We start from the raw sequence: 16,843 nt of genomic DNA on the forward strand, positions 1-16,843 counted from the left end.
TGGTGGGGTGCAGGTGACGGTGCTCAGCGGAGCGGGCATGTCCGCCGAGAGCGGTGTCCCGACGTTCCGCGACGTCGAGACGGGTTTGTGGGCGAAGGTGGACCCGTACGAGATCTCCAGCAGCGAGGGCTGGCAGCGGCACCCGGAGAAGGTGTGGGCCTGGTACCTGTGGCGGCATTACCTGATGGACGCGGTGCAGCCGAACAACGGTCACCGCGCCGTCGCGGCGTGGGAAGACTACGCCGACGTGCACATCGCCACCCAGAACGTCGACAACCTCCATGAACGGGCCGGCAGTACCCGGGTGCACCATCTGCACGGCAGCCTGTTCGAATTCCGTTGCGACCGTTGCCAAATGCCCTTCACCGGGGAGCTGCCGACGATGCCGGAACCGGTGGAGGTCGTCGAGCCGCCGCGCTGCGGCTGCGGCGGACTGATCCGCCCCGACGTGGTGTGGTTCGGCGAAGGGCTGCCCGACGACGCCTGGGACGCCGCCGTGCAGGCGGTGGCCGGCGCCGATGTGGTGATCGTGGTGGGCACGTCGTCGGTCGTCTACCCCGCCGCGGGCCTGCCGGAGGCCGCGCTGGCCAACGGGATTCCGGTTATCGAGGTGAACCCACAGGCCACCCCGCTGTCGGCGGCGGCCACCGCGGTGGTGCGCGAGCCCGCCGCTCTTGCGCTGCCCGGCCTGCTGCAGCGGCTGCCGGCCCTGCTGGGCTGACGGTTCACCGCCACCCAACGTGCACTCGTGCACGAAGGACGGGCCCGACGTCGCGCACGAGCTCACGCTCGCGCGACACTCAGGGCCGCGTCGCCTGCCCGATCGCGAGCTCGGTGACCGGCAGCGGCACCCAAGCCGGCAGGGCCTGCTCCCGGCGGGACTGGGATACGGCGAATCCCGCGCCGGCGATCGAGGCCTCGGTGTCGCGGTGGGTGTGGCAGTTGCCCAGCAGGCGCGGCCACACCGTCGCGTCGGCCACCCGCTGCAGCGACGCCCGCGCTCCGGTGCCGGCGACGTGTTCCAGATACCGCAGCTCACCGCCCGGCTTGAGCATCGAAAAGATCTGCCGCAGCACGTCATCCGGTTCGCCGACCGAGCACAGCACCAAAGCGCACACCACGGCATCGAACGGTTGAGTCGCGGCGTAGCCCTCGACCGTGTCGATGCGCACGGTCACCGGAACCGGAGCCGACCGGGCGGCACGGGTCGCGATCTCGGCCAGCCGCCGTTCCGGTTCGATGGCGACCACCTCGGTGACCCCGGCGGGATAGTGGGCGAAGTTGGTGCCGGTACCGGCGCCGACCTCGAGCACCCGGCCGGTCAATCCGGCGAGGTTCTCCACCCGCAGCCGGCGCAGCGATTCGGGCTCATGCCCCGCCATCACCGTCCACAGCCGCGCGAAGAAGGGGTTCTCTATGTCAGTCATTCGCGCGTCCTCCTTCAGATCGGCGCCCCCGGGTCGGCTCTGCCGACACCATCGTCGCGTCCTCACACGCTACTGTCTGTCGGGAAGTCAGGATCACGACGGGATGATCTGTGCTGCACAGAAACACACCGACATGGCCGGCGCTGCTCGCGGTCGCCGCGACGATGGTCCAAGAGATCGGCGCCGCCTTCGCCGTCGGACTGTTCGACGCGCTGGGGGTGGCCGGCACGGTGTTCGCGCGGTTCGGCGTGGCCGCCGCAGTGCTGTGCGTGGTGTTCCGCCCACGCCTGCGCGGGCTCGATGGTCGAGCGTTCGCCGCGATCGCCGCGCTGGCCGTGACGTTGACCGCGATGAACCTGTGTTTCTACGGCGCGCTTTCCCGGATTCCACTCGGGGTTGCCGTCACCATCGAGATAACCGGGCCCCTGCTGTTGTCGGTGATATTGAACCGCCGCTGGTCGGGGTGGCTCTGGGCCGTCGTGGCCTTCGCGGGCGTCGCGCTGCTCGGACTCGGCGGCGGCCCCCTGCCCGCGTCGGACATCGTCGGCTTTGCTCTCGCCGGGGCAGCGGCGGTCAGTTGGATGGGTTACATCTTGGCCAGTGCGCATGCGAGCAAGGTGTTCGCCAACTTGGACGCTCTCGCGTTGGCGACCGTGCTGGGCGCGGTGTTGACCGCCCCCGCGGCGGCATTGTCGGTCGATATCCATTCGGCCGCGCGGTGGGAGGTGGCAGGGTTGGCGATCGTCGTCGGCCTGATGTGTTCGGTCATTCCGTACTCGCTGGAACTCATCTCCTTGCGTACGCTGCCCGCCAGCACTTTTGCCATCCTGACCAGTCTGTCGCCGGCCATCGCGGCCGTGGCGGGCTGGATCGTTCTCGGCCAACGCCTCAGCCCGGCCGGGTACCTCGCCGTGGCCCTGGTCGTGATCGCCAGCGCTGGGGCGGTGCGCTCGACGCGCATCATCACCCCCTGATCCATCCCTTGCGCATTGTCGACAATAATCTATTGTCGACAGCGCGACGCGGCCTTGGCGTCCCTGACGAGTCGCTGCAATCAGGAAAAGGTGACAGATGATGGTGCCCCAGCCGGTGCGCGTCCACGGTGCCCCCGCGCGTGTGGGCGTGGTCTGGCGTCCGGACTTCCCTCCCGGGGCGCTTGCGGAGTTCGCCTGCGCGGCCGAACACGCCGGTGTCGACGAGTTATGGCTGTGGGAAGACTGTTTTCTGCAGGGCGGCATCGCGCAGGCGGCGGTCGCGCTGGCGCAGACCAGATCGCTCGTGGTGGGCATCGGGGTATTGCCGGCACCCTTGCGCGGCGTGGTTGCGACCGCACTGGAAATCTCCACGCTGGCAACGATGTTCCCCGGTCGCGTGCAGCTGGCGATCGGACACGGCGTGCAGCGGTGGATGCGTCAAGCAGGGGCCGCGGTGCCGTCCCCACTGACCCTCCTGCGCGAATACGTGACGGCCCTGCGCGGCTTGTTGGCCGGCCACACGATCAGCATGTCCGGTGACTACGTCCAACTCGACGCGGTGCGCCTGCAATTCGTTCCCGATGGTGCGGTACCGGTGCTCATCGGTGGCGCCGGCCCCAAGACGTTGGCGTTGGCGGGCGGAATCGCCGACGGCGTCCTGCTGGATTGCCAACACACGGCGTCCAGCGCCGGCACCGCACTCGATCTCGCCGACCGCGCACGGAGTGCCAGCGACATCCCGGACTTTCGTCGGGTGATGTATATCGCCTGCGCGCCTGGGCCGTTCGCAGCCGAGCGGTTGACGGCGGAAGCCCAGCACTGGAACGTGACGCCGGCCCAGGACTTCGGCGTCGGCGGCTCGGCCACCGATATCAGCGCCGCCGTCGAGCCGTACTGCGCCGCCGGACTGGACACCATCGTGCTGCAGCCCATCGGCGAGGAAACCGGCACACCCGATCTTCTGGCAACGGCCGCAGCTCTTGTCCGAGCATGGCGGCATCCCTCGTCCAACCTGCCCGGCTAGTCGATCCGTCCCGCGCCTCGCATTCGGCGAAGCCGGCTTCCTTCCCCGCATCCAGTGCAGTACATTGTCGACAACACACAATGACCCAGGTGTGTTGATCCCAGATCCCGACAGAGGAGTTCCCATATGAGCACGCAGCCGTGGCACGGCGTGGTGGTAGCGAGTGCGCTGCCATTCCACGCCGATCTATCGGTCGACTTCGATGCCTTCGCCGATCACGTCCGCTGGCTGGCCCAGAACGGCTGCCGGGGTATCACCCCCAACGGTTCGCTCGGCGAGTACTCATGCCTGAGCGCAGAGGAGAGGGCCAAGGTCGTCGAGGTCGCCGTCGAGACCGCGCCCGACGGGTTCAGCGTGGTACCCGGGACCGGCGCCTACGGCTCGCGGGAGGCCACCTTCTGGGCGAGACAAGCCAAGGACGCCGGCGCCGACGCGGTGCTGGCCCTCCCGCCGAACGCCTACCGCGCCGACGACGACATCGTGTTCGCCCACTACGAAGCGGTCGCTTCGGCCGGCCTGCCGGTCGTGGCGTACAACAATCCGCTCGACACGAAGGTCGACCTGACGCCGGCGCTGCTGTCCCGCTTGCACGCCGCCGGCCTGATCGTCGCGGTCAAGGAATTCTCCGGCGATGTGCGCAGGATCTACGAACTGCAGGAACTGGCGCCCGAACTCGACGTGCTCGTCGGTACCGATGACGTGGTGCTCGAACTCGCGCTGGCCGGCGCCAAGGGGTGGATCGCCGGCTATCCCAACGCGCTGCCGGCCGCCTCGGTGGAACTGTGGGAGCTTTCGGCGGCCAGGGATCTGGACAAGGCCCTGCCGATGTACCGCGACCTCCATTCGTTGCTGCGGTGGGACTCCAAGCCCGCCTTCGTCCAAGCCATCAAGCTGTCGATGGACGTCGCGGGGCGCCCCGGCGGCGCCTGCCGCCCGCCTCGGCTGGCCCTGCCGGCCGATGTCGCGGCCACGGTGCGCAAGGATACCGAGAAGGCGCTGGCCAGCGGCTACCGCTGACCGTCAGCAGATCCGTTGGAGGCCGAAGCACACGCCTTGGCCTCCAACGGTTTATGGCCACCTACCACGAGATCAACGAGAGAGCGGAGCCAGCCAGTGCGGTTCAACAACATGGTCGACGTCGTCGGCTGCCACGCCGAAGGCGAGATCGGCAATGTCGTCGTGGGAGGCATCGGCAACGTTCCCGGGGACACGATGCTCGACAAGCGCAACTACCTGCAGGAGCATCGTGACGATCTGCGCCGGCGGCTTCTGCACGAACCCCGCGGCAACGTGGTGCGGTCGGTCAACGTCGTACTTCCGTCGAACAATCCCGCAGCCGCAATGGGTTACGTGATCATGGAGTCCACTGAGTATCCGGTCATGTCGGGCAGCAACACGATCTGTGTGGCCACCGTCCTGCTGGAAACCGGGATGGTGCCGATGACCGAGCCCGTCACGACTCTGACGCTGGAATCGCCGGCCGGGCTCATCGACCTGGAGTGCACCTGCCACGACGGCAAGGTCACCAGTGTCCGATTCCTCAACCAGCCGGCTTTCGTCTATCACCTGGACGCTCCGATCGAAGTGCCCGGCTACGGCACGGTGACCGTCGACGTCGCTTGGGGCGGCATGGCCTACGTGCTGGTCGATGCGGCAAGCGTCGGCTTCGCCCTCGAACCGTCCGAAGCCCGTGATCTCTGCGTCGCCGGTCAGGTGATCAAGACGGCGGCCGCCGAACAGCTTTCGGCGGTTCATCCGGTGAACCCAGCATTCCCGGGCATCACCCAGACGGAGTTCACCACGCCGCTGCGCCGTGTCGACGGGGTGCTGACGGCCCGCAACGCGGTGATCGTCTCGCCCGGACGGATCGACCGCTCGGCCTGCGGGACCGGCACCTCGGCGCGCCTGGCGGCCATCCATGCCCGTGGCCAGATCGCACCCGGGGAACACTTCGTCCACCGGTCGATCCTGGACACCCACTTCGATGGCGTCATCGAGCGCGTGACGACGGTCGCGGGCGTGCCCGCGGTGGTGCCGAGCATCGCCGGGCAGGCGTGGATCACCGACTTCAGCAAGGTGGGGGTCGATCCGAGCGATCCGTTCCCGACCGGCTTCACCCTGTCGGACACCTGGTTGGGACCCGCCGCGGACCCGTCGACGATCTGAGGTCGTTCGCCCCCGGCGGGTGCAACCGCGGTCGACGCAGCACAGCGGTGTATTGTCGACTAAATCCCAAAGAGGGGGAATGACGTGGCGACCTTCGTTCCGCTGGCACACCAGAAAGCGCCGACCGCGGTGCTCGCTCAGATCCGACAGGCGATTCTGTCCGGCGAATTGCCTGCCGGCGCGCAATTGCGCGAAGCGCACATCGCCGAGGAGATGGGGATCAGCCGCTCCCCCGTCCGGGAAGCCTTGAGCCGCCTGGAAGAAGAGGGCCTCGTCGAGAAAGTGCCTTTCAAGGGCGCTTTCGTCGCGTCGGTCTCGCCCGAGACGATCGCCGAGATCGCGGCCATTCGCGCATTGCTGGAGCCGTACGCCGTCACCCAGGCGCTACCTCACCTCGGTCAAGCCGATTGGAAGCAACTGCGCAAATTGCTGGAGCAGCTGGACCGCGCGTCCGGCCGCGATCTGGTGTCGGCAATCGAGAAGCACCTCGCGTTCCACCGCTACTTCTACGAAAAGTCCGGCAACGCAACACTGCTCGCGCTGTGGCAAGACTGGGAGCTGAAGCTGCGGCTGTTCTTCATCTTCGACCACGAGGCGTTCCAGTCGGCCCAGGATGTCGCAGGCGTGCACGAGGAACTCATCGCCGTCATCGAAACCGGTGACCACGACCGGATCCGCGAGGCCTTCGGCCACCACGTCCACTTCGCGCCGGGGGTCGAAGTCGGCAATCCATTGCGCGATACCCGCGGCTCGGACCGCTCCGCGTAGTCATAGGCACCCGCCCCGACATTGCCCAGCCGATGTCGGGGATTTGTCGTATCCAGCCTGATCACGCCCGCCTTCCCGGGCCGCCGGACCGCGCCCGGAGCGGTGTGTTCCAGATCGCATTTCCGTCTTGCACGCATCGCCGCTGTGGCATATTGTCGACAACGCACAATGAACCAAGCTGAGATCGAAGGCTTGCACCATCCCACGCCGACCACCCAGAAGCGAAGAGTCCATGACAGTTGACAATCCCCCACCCGTACCGACGGGAACAGGTAAACCGTTGACCCATACCGTCGCCGACGACGAGCACCATCTGCACAAGTACGGGTACAAGCAGGAACTCCATCGAGCGCTCGGCCTGTTCTCCTCCTTCGGAGTCCAGTTCACCTCGATCTCGGTGGGCTCGGTCGTGTTCACCACGATCGTCGTCGGTTTCGGATTCTTCGGCCCGGCGTCCTTCTGGCCGTTCGTCATCGGCGGCGCCCTGCAGGTTTTCGGAGTGGGTTTGGCTGTGGCTCAGCTGGTTTCGGCCTTTCCGCTCTCCGGTGGGGTCTACCAGATCGTCAGCCGGCTCGCGCCACGGCAACAGTGGCTCGCCTGGCAGGGCGGCTGGTGGCTGATCATCGCCCACACCGTGGCGGTGGCCGCACTGTCGGTCAGCATGGTGCCCTTCATCGCGGGCTGGTTCGGTCTCGGTGAACTGTCCGGGACGCAGATCACGCTGTTCGCCATCGGCATCATCGTCCTGGTCACCGTGGTCAACATCGCCGGCGTGAAGGCCGCCGCGCTGCTCAACAACATCGGTGTGGTCGCCGAGGCGGCGATCATCGTCATGGTCATCGTCGCGCTCGTGGTCGCCAAGTACGACCGCGCACCCGCATCGGTCCTCTTCGACACGGCCGGCACCGTCGGCCCCGGCGGCAACGCCCCCTGGATCGGCTTCCTGTTCGCGATGATCCTGCCGGCGTACACCATCTCCAGCTTCGATGCGACCGGCAACGCGGCCGAGGAGACCAAGAACGCCGCCCGCACCGCCGCGTGGGGCACCGTGCTGGCCAATACCGCGGCACTCATCGGCGGCACCATCTTCTTCTATCTGCTGGTGCGTGCGATCCCCGACGTCGACGCGGTGATGCAAAGCGCCATCCCCGTGAAGCTGATCCTGGATTCGGCCGTGGGCAGCACCCTCACCACCATCTTCGAGGCGGTGGCCATCGTCGCCCTGATGGCCTGCATCGCCATGCTGCAACTGACCGCGGTCCGGGTGGTGTGGTCGCAAGCCCGCGACCGCCAGATGCCCGCGGCGCATTGGCTGCACAAGCTGAACGGCAACCGCATCCCCATGAACGCCACCTTCGTGGTCACCCTGATCTCGATCGTGGTGTGCTGCTGGTCCTCACTGCTGAGCGTGCTCTCGGCGATGACCGCACTGGCGTGGGCACTGGCTTACGGTGTGGTCGTCGTGGTCGGCTTCGTCGCGGTGCTCCGCCGACGGCTGCCCGAGCACCCCTTCAACCTGAAAGCCGCATCCCCCTTCGTATTCGCCGTCGCCATCGTGTGGTCGATCGTGCTGTGCGCCTTGCTGATCTGGTCGGATTGGCTGCGCGTCGGCGTCGGCATGCTGGTGGCCATCGCCATCGGATTCGGCATCTACGCACTCATTCCCTCCGCGCACCGCGGCAAACTGGAACGCGAAGGCATCCACGACTGAACCCGGCAGGGTGGTGCCGAACCACCACCCTGCGGCTCAGCCACCTCCCGCTCACACAAGGAAGACACCACACCATGGCATTCACCGCCCCCGCCCTGCCCACCGTCGCCAATCTGATCAACGGCCAGTGGGTGGACGGTTCCGGCTCCGAGATCCTGACCGTTTTGAATCCGGGCACCGGTGCGGAATTGACCAGCTTCTCGTCCTCCACCGCCGAGGATGTCGATCGTGCGGTGGCCGCGGCCCGCGCCGCGCAACCGGCGTGGGCCGCACTCTCGGCCCGGCAGAGATCGGTGGCGCTACACGCGATTGCGGACGAATTCGTCAGCCGCCTGCCGGAATTCATCGGCCTGGAAGTTCTCGACGCCGGCAAGCCGGTGACCGCCGCCACCGAGGAGGAACTGCCGGACATCGCCGATTCGGTGCGCCACTTCGCCGGCGCCGCCCGGGTACTCAGCGGTCAGGCAGCCGGTGAATACGTACCCGGCACCACGACATTCGTGCGCCGCGAACCGCTCGGCGTCGTCGCCGGTGTCACACCGTGGAACTACCCGCTGTGGCAGGCGGTCTGGAAGATCATGCCCGCGCTGGCCGTCGGCAACACCGTGGTCATCAAACCTGCCGAGATCACGCCGCTGTCCACCGTGGCATTCGCCGCCATGGCTCAACGGCACCTACCGGCCGGTGTGCTCAACGTCGTCAACGGCCACGGCAGCGTTGTGGGTGCGGCGCTGGCCGCGCACCCCGGCGTCAACCTGGTGTCGTTCACCGGATCGACCGTCACCGGCCGCAAGATCGCCGCGGCCGCGGCGCAGCATCCCACCCGGGCGATCCTCGAACTCGGTGGTAACGCACCGGTCATCGTCTTCGACGACGTCGATGTCGACTCCGCCGCCGAGAGCATCACCGGTGCCGCGCTCTACAACGCCGGCCAGGAGTGCATGGCAGCCACCAGGCTCATCATCGCCGAACCGGTCGCCGAGCGGTTCCTGGACGCCATCGTGGCCAACCTCGCGAAGGTCAGACTGGGCGACCCGACCGATGAGTCCACCACGCTGGGACCACTGATCTCGGCCGACCAACGTGACCGCGCCGAAAAGCTGATCGCCAATCGACCCGCCTCCTCGACCTTGCGGTACGGCGGCAAGCGACCGGACCGGCCCGGCTTCTACCTGGAGCCCACGCTCATCACCGGCCTCAGCCAGGACGACGACCTCGTGCAGCAGGAGATCTTCGCGCCGGTCATGACCGCGCAGACTTTCACCACCGAATCCGAGGCGATCACACTGGCCAACGGCGTCGACTTCGGCCTGGCCGGATCGGTGTGGACCCGTGATATCGGACGCGGGCTGCGCGTGGTCAACGCCCTCGACTACGGCAACGTCTGGATCAACAACCACCTCGTCGTCGCGCCCGATCTGCCGATCGGGGGCCTGAACGCATCCGGCTACGGCAAAGAGGGTGGGCAACTCGGCATCGAGGAATTCACCCGCGTCAAGCAGATCGGCATCAGCCTGACCTGACCGATGCACGGAGCCACCCACCGAAAGGCACGACCACATGACCTACGCCGCCGGCGTCGATCCCCGCACCGCGAACCCGCTTCCGGCAGTCACCGAAGAAACCTCCGAGCAGCAGGTCGACAACATCGCCGAGCGCGCCGCGACCGCGTGCGCCGGCCTGGAAGCCATGGGCCGGCACGGCCGAGGTGAGCTGCTCGACACCATGGCCGACGCGGTGGAGCGGCACCGCGACGAACTCGTCGAGACTGCCGCGCTCGAGACCGGCTTCACCACAGGAAAACTCGAGGGTGAACTGACTCGCGCCGGGTATCAACTCCGATTCTTCGCCGACGTGATCCGGGACGGCGGCTACCTCGAAGCGACCATCGACCGGGCGCGCACCACACCGATGGGTCCGCGGCCGGATCTGCGGCGGCTGCTGCTACCGATCGGCCCGGTCGCAGTCTTCGGGGCCAGCAACTTTCCCTTCGCGTTCTCGGTGCTGGGCGGGGACACCGCCTCCGCGCTCGCCGCCGGATGCCCGGTTGTGGTGAAGGCGCATGCGTCCCACCCGGCCACCTCCAAACTGTCCTTCGACGTGTTGGCCGAGGCGATCGCCGGCACGCCGGCACCCGTTGCCGCACTGGGCATCGTGTACGGGCGCGAGGCCGGCGCTCGGCTGGTCGCTCATCCCGCCATCCGGGCCGTCGGCTTCACCGGTTCGCTCGGCGGCGGAAATGCTCTGTTGGACATCATCAACCGCCGCCCGGACCCGATCCCCTTCTACGGCGAGTTGAGCAGCATCAATCCGGTGATCGTCACCCCGACGGCCGCCGCGGAACGCGGCGAGGCGATCGCAGCAGATCTGGTCACCTCATTCACCCTCGGAGCCGGCCAGCTGTGCACCAAACCGGGGCTGGTCCTGGTTCCCGACAACGCCGGCGGTGATGCCCTGGTGCGCGCCGTCGACAAAGCCGTGGCGGAAGTGGCTTCCGCTCCCCTGCTCAACGAGCGCATCTTCGACAGTTACCGCAGCGGGACACGGGAACTGCGCGAGCATCCGCGCGTGTCCGCCCTGGGCGCTCCCGACGAGAACCCCGCCGCCGGCTTCACCGTCGAGCCGATGGCCTTCGAGACCGGTATCGATGATCTGCACGAAGGTCTGGTCACCGAGATCTTCGGCCCGGTCACCGTCCTGGTGCGTTATCCGGCAGCCCATCCTGACGTTGCCACCCGTTCGGCGCTCGCCGTGCTGCCGTACTCGTTGACGGCCACCATCATTCACGCTGCCGGCGAGGACGAGTTGCTGGCCCGGCTCACCGACATCACCCGGCCGGCGGCCGGGCGCATCGTCTACAACGGCTTCCCCACCGGGGTCGCGGTCTCGTGGGCCCAGACGCACGGCGGACCGTGGCCGTCGACGAACTCGCTGCACACCTCCGTCGGTGCCACCGCGATCCGCCGCTTCCTGCGCCCGGTGACCTACCAGAACGCCCCGGAATCGATTCTGCCCGAAGAGCTACGTGACGGCTACGAGGCCATCGTGCGCCGGCTCGACGGCGTCGTGACGCTGCCAGGCTGAGCGATGACCGTCGATCACGGCCATCCCGCGCCGGCACCGTCGGCCGCGACACAGCGGACTCCCGACCACGCGATCACCATGACCGTTCTGATGTCCCCCGACATGGCGAACTTTTCGGGCAACGTGCACGGCGGTGCCATCCTGAAGACCCTCGATCAGGTGGCGTACGCGTGCGCGAGCACCTTCGCGCGCAGTTACGTGGTGACCCTGTCGGTGGACCGGGTGCTCTTTCGCGAGGCCATCCATGTCGGTGAACTGGTCACCTTCTCTGCGGCGATCAACTACACCGGACGCACATCGATGGAAGTGGGCATCAGGGTCGACACCGTCGAACCCCGCACGGGCGTCACCCGCCACACCAACAGCTGCTATTTCACCATGATCGCGGTAGACGGCGACGGTAATCCCGCTCAGGTGCCACAGTTGAGGCCGCGCGACCCCCTTGCCGTACGTCGTTACGAAGACGCGCGCCGACGCCGGCGCGCCCAGCGGCGTCAGTTCGAAGGCGAGCACGCCTGCGAACCCACCGAGTGAAAGCTGGTGTACCCCATGACATCACCCGTAACCATCGTCACGGGAGCCTCCTCCGGGATCGGCGCGGCCACGGCCCAACTGCTGGCCAGGAAAGGCCACGCGGTCGCGCTGTTGGCGCGCGACGAGGCGGCGCTGCGTGACGTTGCGGCCACCCTGCCCGCCGGCACACCGCAACTGGTCCGGCCCTGCGATGTGACGGCACCCCAGCAAGTCGCCGAGGCGGTCGCCGCCGTCGTGGAAGAACTGGGAACACCGTTCGGACTGGTCAATGCCGCGGGCGTCTGCGTGCCCAGCCCGTTACCGCAGACCAGCACGGCAGACTGGGACACGACCCTGGCGGTCAACCTCACCGGCACATTTCTGATGTGCCAAGCCGTCGCCCCTCACATGTGCGCCTCGAGCGAGGTGGGGAGCATCGTGAACTTCGGCTCCGAAGCCGGGTCGATCGGCATGCCGCACTATTCCGCGTACTGCGCCAGCAAGGCCGGTGTTCTCGGCCTCACCAGGGCGCTGGCGGCCGAGCTGGCTCCGGCGGTGCGGGTGAACGCCTTGTGCCCGGGACCGGTCGACACTCCGATGCTGCGCAGCGAATTCGCGTTGACCGGGGATGTCGACAAGGCCTACCGAGCGGAGGTCGACCGGGTTCCGTTGCGTGCCATCGCGACCGCAGCCGAGGTGGCCGACGCCGCGGTCTGGCTGTTGCACGCCGGTGGCGCCACGGGTACCGCGCTCGCGCTCGACGGCGGAACCACCGTGGCCTGCTACGGCGCCGCGCCGCACCAACACTAGACACCCGGCAACACAGGAGACCACCCTGACTCTCAAACAGGCACTCAACGTACCCAACGTCGGAAATGCCGACGCCATCGTCGAATTGGCAGTGCAAGCCGAGGCGGCCGGGTGGGACGGGTTCTTCGTCTGGGACACCCTGCAAACCGAGGCCGCCACGCCCGTCGACGTGCTCGACCCGGCGGCGGTTCTGGCCGCGATCGCCGTATCGACCTCCCGCATCGCGCTCGGTCCGATGGTCATCGCGCTCCCTCGTCGCCGGCCCTGGAAGGTCGCCAAGGAGATCATCACCATCGACCATCTGGCTGGTGGCCGCGTCATCGCCGGATTCGGTTTGGGGGCACCCCCCAAGGAGGAGTTCGCCGACTTCGGTGAGCCGACCGACCTGCGCGCCCGCGCCGAGTTACTGGACGAGGGCCTTGCCATCATCGACGCGATGTTCGCCGGCCAGAAGCTCGACCATGACGGGCCCGCCTACCGGGTGCATGCGCACCTGAGCCCCAGGGGGTTCCAGCGACCACGGCCACCGATCTGGGTGGCGTCCATCGGCACCAACCGCGGACCGGTGGCGCGCGCCCGCCGATGGGACGGGGTGTTCACCCTCACCGAGGACTTCCAGGGACTCACCCCGGGCGATGTCCATGCGTGGCGGGACCGGGTCGGCCGCGAGGACTCGTACGTCATCACCACCACCGCGCGTGCCGGCATCCGATCCCGCGATCTCGAGGCCGCCGGGCTGAACTGGCGCGTCAGCGAACCACCGCACCTGCACAACGACTGGATCACCGACCTGCGCCCACTCGTCCTGGCGGGGCCCGACGCGTCGGACTTCTGACCGGCGTACGTGCACGACGACGGGGGCATCGGGGACGCCTTGTGTCTCAGACCGATTCGATGTCGGACCGACGCGTGACCATCATTCGCCGGCAGCCGGGACGTAGATGTGACCGCGTTCCAGCACCGGGTCGAGGATACCGCTGCCGATCTCGTCGGCAGCCAGTTCCAGTGGTGCCGGGTCGCGGTGCTGGCCCGGGTAGCCGATGAGTTTCATGACTTGAGGGGTCATGAAATAGGCGCCGGCCAACACCGAAGACATCGGGTCGAAGGTGAACTTGTCCTCGGCGGACATCCTCTTGAGCGCGTCCCACAACTCGCCGTCGGGAACCTCGCTGAGCTTGCAGGCGCCGCCGACGACGGCGTCGAACACGTCGGTCCGCGCCGCCAGTGCCAGCTCCAGGTAAGAGGTGTACTGCTCGGCCTCACTGGCTTTCGGATTGGGGCCCGACTCCGGGATCAGGCAATCGGCCACCCGCAGGAGCGCCGCCAACTCGGTCTCCGTCAGCGCCCGAGGGGGCTGGGTGTTGCGCGGCGGCACGGATAACCGTTGCCGGGGCACGTGCCGATGTCCATTCGAAGTCATGCGTGTGCCTTTCGGGCCGTGACCTGCTCGACGACACTCTTGGCGACGCGCAGCGCCAGAGCGGTGATGGTGCAGGTGGGGTTGGCGGATCCAGAGGTGACGAAGATGCTGCCGTCGGCGATGTACAGGTTGTCGACATCGTGGGTCCGGCCGTACGAGTCGACGACGGAGGTCGCCGGGTCGTCACCCATGCGCGCGGTGCCCAGCAGGTGACCAGGCTGGTCTACCCAGATCTCCTGGGTGAGGACGCGGACGGCGCCCGCCGCCTGGTGGAGTTCGACCATGCGGTCGACGGTGAATTTCAGTATCTTGCGGGTGTTTTCGCTGATCCGGTATTCGATTTTCGGTGCCGGCAGTCCGTCCCCGTCGACCAGCTCCGAGGAGAGGGTGACGCGGTTGTGCAGCTCGGGCAGATCCTCGGTATTGGCGGCCCACAGAATCCCGTTCTGCGCCAGTCGGGCCACGTCATGAACCGCCGGACCCCACAAGTCTTCGAAATCGAGTTGTCGGTGGGCTTCGATGGCGTTGAGTGGGCCGGGCGTCGGCAGGATGTGCATCTTGCTACCGCGCACGAAGCCGCGGGAGGTATCCGTTTCGTAGAACTGGAGTGAATGGATCAGCTGACCGGCCGGCCCGCGCCAGCTTTCCAGCGGCTCGTCGTAGAACCCCAGCGCACTGCAATTGGGGTGCAGCATGAGATTTCTGCCCACCATGTCCGACGAGTTGGCCAGCCCGTTGGGGTGTCGGTCGCCGGCGGACAGGAGTAGTAGGCGTGGCGTACCAACCCCGTTGGCGCACAGCACCACGGTGCGGGCGGCCTGGAACCGCGCGGTGCCGGCGCGGTCGACGTATTCCACGCCGGTGGCCAGCCCGGTGTCGTCGTCCGTCACCACCCTGCGGACCCGGGCGCCGGTGACGATATCGGCACCGAGCTTCTGCGCCTGAGGTAGATAGATCAGGTCGAAGGACGCCTTCGCCCCCTGGGGACAACCCCACTCACACGTCCCCCAACGGCCGCACTGCTCAAGGGTTTTGAATTTCTGACTGGCGATGGCGTTGGTTCCCGGCCACCAGTGCCAGCCCAGCGCGTTGGCCGCCTGGGCACCCTTGAGCCCGGCCTTCCCGAGCGGATTCGGGGGCAGCGGATAGGTCAGGCCGTCCGGGTAGGCGGTGTCACCGTCGACACCCGAAACGCCGATGAATGCGTCGACCTCGTCGTGGTACGGCTTGAGGTCATCGTAGGAGATCGGCCAGTCGTCCCCGACGCCGTCGAGGGTCTTGACCCGGAAGTCGGAAGGCACCAGGCGTGGCCATTCAGCGCCGTAGAAGATCGAACTGCCGCCGACGGCGTTGAACATCACCGGCCACATATCGGACTCGGACACGTCGACCGGATAGTCCGCCGGAAGGTGGCGGACGTTGGGATCGTGCGACCAGTCGTGCTGGATCAGCAGTTCCCATTCCGGGTGGTTTGCCGGGAAGTCACTCGGATTAACCCAGTCACCCTGTTCCAGCACCATCACGCTCAGGCCCGCGGCCGCGGCGGTGTGCGCGACGACCGCACCGGAGGGTCCGGCACCGATCACGAGCACGTCGACCGTCGACTTCGTTTCACCGGGAGTTTCTGATGCCATGGAGACCTCTCTCGAAGGACACCGCCGAAGTGCGGGCCGCATCGAACGGATGGACGTCGCTCCCGCCATACGGTGCATCGGTCCGCAGATTTGTGCATTGTCGACAGGAGACAATTTATTCTGGACTTGATCCCCGTCGTCGTCAAGTATTCGGCACGCCGGCGCACCCGGCAGCTCATGAGACCAGCAGCGTCGACTGTTGCACATTGTCGACAAACAACCGATACTGGCCCGGGCTGCGATCGTCGGCCCCGGCCGCGAGAGGATGGACGATGGAGAAATGGCGTACGGCGCAAGACATTGCAGCAGCCCATGATCGCTTCGCCGCAAGGCTGGCGGATTGGTGCCCGCCGTACGCGCACGGCGTCGGCCTCATACCGGCCGACGCGCGCACACCTGCGGCCGATCACTTCTCGGTGGTGAACGTCGGGCCGGGATCTCTGCCCGGCGTGGTGATGGCCGAGGTGACCGGATATCGCGGCGGAACAGCCGCATACACTCTCGGCCGGGCCGAGCTCGAACGCGCGATCGACCAGCTGACGCCTGCCGAAGCGTGCACCGAGCACCCCCACCCGAATCTCTGGACCTGGCGTGACACCTACTTGCCCGCTCTGAGCGCCGATCCGCGTGCGCGGTTGGTAGCAGTCTTCGTGGCCACCGCAGAGACCGGTATCGACGAAGGGGCCGAGGTCACGGCATTCCGGCACGCGCTGGAGATACACCACCGTCACCGCGCCGGAACCGTCTAGCGCTGTCCGGCACCGCCATCAGACCGGCAGACCTACTCGCCACGCACACCGGAGGACACCATGGAACTACCCACCGACTCGTCGGGATGGCTCGAGCTCTTCGAGTCCGTTCTGGCAGAAGAGAACACCATCGACTTCGACCGATTCACCTACGACGACGCATGGGACCTCGGCACCGCAATGGCGTCAAGAGCAGTGGCGTCGTCGCTGCCGGTCGCCATCGCCATCCACTTCGGCGAGCAAAAGGTGTTCCATCGCGCCTTGAGTGGCTCGTCGGCCACGAATGACGACTGGCTGATGCGCAAGTTCCGCGCCGTCGCCAAGCACAACTGCTCGTCCTTCGCCATGGCCTGTAAACACCGGGCGAGCGACTCCGACTACTTCGTCGAAGGCGGATACGATCCCGCGTTCATCGCATTGGCCGGCGGTGCGGTACCGCTGCGCGTGCGCGGATCGCTGATCGGCGCGGTGGGCGTCTCGGGACTCGCCGGCGAGGACGACCACCGTTTCGTCGTCGACGCACTGCTCGCCTTCCGTCGCTAGCGGCGAACCACCGGCTGGTC

General features: G+C 67.3%; 17 protein-coding genes. 14 read left to right on the plus strand and 3 right to left on the minus strand.

The annotated features are described in order from the left end of the window. The first annotated feature begins 7 nt into the window (after positions 1-7). Positions 8-721 (plus strand): NAD-dependent deacylase, encoded by a 714-nt coding sequence (locus BN977_RS07395; protein ID WP_191262717.1) that lies wholly within the window; start codon positions 8-10, stop codon positions 719-721. A 79-nt stretch (positions 722-800) separates the two neighbouring features. Here BN977_RS07395 and BN977_RS07400 read toward each other — a convergent pair whose 3' ends face one another. Then, positions 801-1,427 (minus strand): class I SAM-dependent methyltransferase, encoded by a 627-nt coding sequence (locus BN977_RS07400; protein WP_036396923.1) that lies wholly within the window; start codon positions 1,425-1,427, stop codon positions 801-803. A gap of 110 nt (positions 1,428-1,537) precedes the next feature. Here BN977_RS07400 and BN977_RS07405 point away from each other — a divergent pair, with 110 nt between their 5' ends. The 11 genes from BN977_RS07405 (at position 1,538) to BN977_RS07455 (ending at position 13,312) form a co-directional block, all read left to right on the plus strand. Then, a complete protein-coding gene (locus tag BN977_RS07405) occupies positions 1,538-2,401 on the plus strand; it encodes an EamA family transporter (RefSeq protein ID WP_234709518.1) in 864 nt (287 codons plus the stop codon). 97 nt (positions 2,402-2,498) lie between these two features. Next, the gene (locus BN977_RS07410; RefSeq protein ID WP_206666850.1) at positions 2,499-3,425 is read left to right on the plus strand and encodes an LLM class flavin-dependent oxidoreductase; all 927 of its coding nucleotides are present in this window, start codon (positions 2,499-2,501) and stop codon (positions 3,423-3,425) included. A gap of 126 nt (positions 3,426-3,551) precedes the next feature. Beyond that, positions 3,552-4,442 carry a dihydrodipicolinate synthase family protein gene (locus BN977_RS07415; protein WP_036396924.1) on the plus strand — a complete coding sequence of 297 codons (891 nt, stop codon included), beginning with the start codon at positions 3,552-3,554 and terminating at the stop codon, positions 4,440-4,442. Positions 4,443-4,538: 96 nt separating this feature from the next. Then, positions 4,539-5,591 (plus strand): proline racemase family protein, encoded by a 1,053-nt coding sequence (locus BN977_RS07420; RefSeq protein WP_036396925.1) that lies wholly within the window; start codon positions 4,539-4,541, stop codon positions 5,589-5,591. An 84-nt stretch (positions 5,592-5,675) separates the two neighbouring features. Then, positions 5,676-6,359, plus strand: coding sequence for a GntR family transcriptional regulator (locus BN977_RS07425; protein ID WP_024451446.1), 684 nt, complete (start codon positions 5,676-5,678; stop codon positions 6,357-6,359). Between the two features lie 280 nt (positions 6,360-6,639). Continuing rightward, positions 6,640-8,070, plus strand: coding sequence for an APC family permease (locus tag BN977_RS07430; protein ID WP_024451445.1), 1,431 nt, complete (start codon positions 6,640-6,642; stop codon positions 8,068-8,070). 74 nt (positions 8,071-8,144) lie between these two features. Next, positions 8,145-9,593 (plus strand): aldehyde dehydrogenase family protein, encoded by a 1,449-nt coding sequence (locus BN977_RS07435; RefSeq protein ID WP_024451444.1) that lies wholly within the window; start codon positions 8,145-8,147, stop codon positions 9,591-9,593. Between the two features lie 37 nt (positions 9,594-9,630). Beyond that, complete coding sequence (locus tag BN977_RS07440; RefSeq protein ID WP_036396929.1) at positions 9,631-11,154, plus strand: aldehyde dehydrogenase (NADP(+)); 1,524 nt, start codon at positions 9,631-9,633, stop codon at positions 11,152-11,154. 3 nt (positions 11,155-11,157) lie between these two features. Then, positions 11,158-11,688 carry an acyl-CoA thioesterase gene (locus BN977_RS07445; protein WP_084172437.1) on the plus strand — a complete coding sequence of 177 codons (531 nt, stop codon included), beginning with the start codon at positions 11,158-11,160 and terminating at the stop codon, positions 11,686-11,688. A gap of 15 nt (positions 11,689-11,703) precedes the next feature. Next, complete coding sequence (locus BN977_RS07450; RefSeq protein WP_036396931.1) at positions 11,704-12,477, plus strand: SDR family NAD(P)-dependent oxidoreductase; 774 nt, start codon at positions 11,704-11,706, stop codon at positions 12,475-12,477. Then, entirely contained in the window at positions 12,398-13,312 is a 915-nt protein-coding gene (locus tag BN977_RS07455; RefSeq protein ID WP_165576300.1) for an LLM class flavin-dependent oxidoreductase, read from the plus strand. Before BN977_RS07450 ends, BN977_RS07455 begins: the two co-directional genes overlap by 80 nt. A gap of 81 nt (positions 13,313-13,393) precedes the next feature. Here the strand turns inward: BN977_RS07455 and BN977_RS07460 are convergent, their stop codons facing one another. Both BN977_RS07460 and BN977_RS07465 read right to left on the minus strand, forming a co-directional pair. After that, positions 13,394-13,897: a hypothetical protein gene (locus BN977_RS07460; protein WP_036396932.1), complete on the minus strand. Its 504-nt coding sequence runs from the start codon at positions 13,895-13,897 to the stop codon at positions 13,394-13,396. Further along, complete coding sequence (locus tag BN977_RS07465) at positions 13,894-15,531, minus strand: GMC family oxidoreductase (RefSeq protein WP_036396933.1); 1,638 nt, start codon at positions 15,529-15,531, stop codon at positions 13,894-13,896. The genes BN977_RS07460 and BN977_RS07465 overlap by 4 nt, the downstream gene beginning before the upstream one ends. Before the next feature lie 272 nt (positions 15,532-15,803). Between BN977_RS07465 and BN977_RS07470 the strand changes: the two genes are divergently transcribed. Beyond that, positions 15,804-16,280 (plus strand): hypothetical protein, encoded by a 477-nt coding sequence (locus BN977_RS07470; protein ID WP_024451437.1) that lies wholly within the window; start codon positions 15,804-15,806, stop codon positions 16,278-16,280. A gap of 60 nt (positions 16,281-16,340) precedes the next feature. Further along, positions 16,341-16,823, plus strand: a complete 483-nt coding sequence (locus BN977_RS07475) for a heme-binding protein (protein ID WP_024451436.1) — start codon at positions 16,341-16,343, stop codon at positions 16,821-16,823. The last annotated feature ends 20 nt before the right edge of the window (positions 16,824-16,843 follow it).

It is taken from the genome of Mycolicibacterium cosmeticum, from assembly GCF_000613185.1.
GTDB lineage: Bacteria > Actinomycetota > Actinomycetes > Mycobacteriales > Mycobacteriaceae > Mycobacterium > Mycobacterium cosmeticum.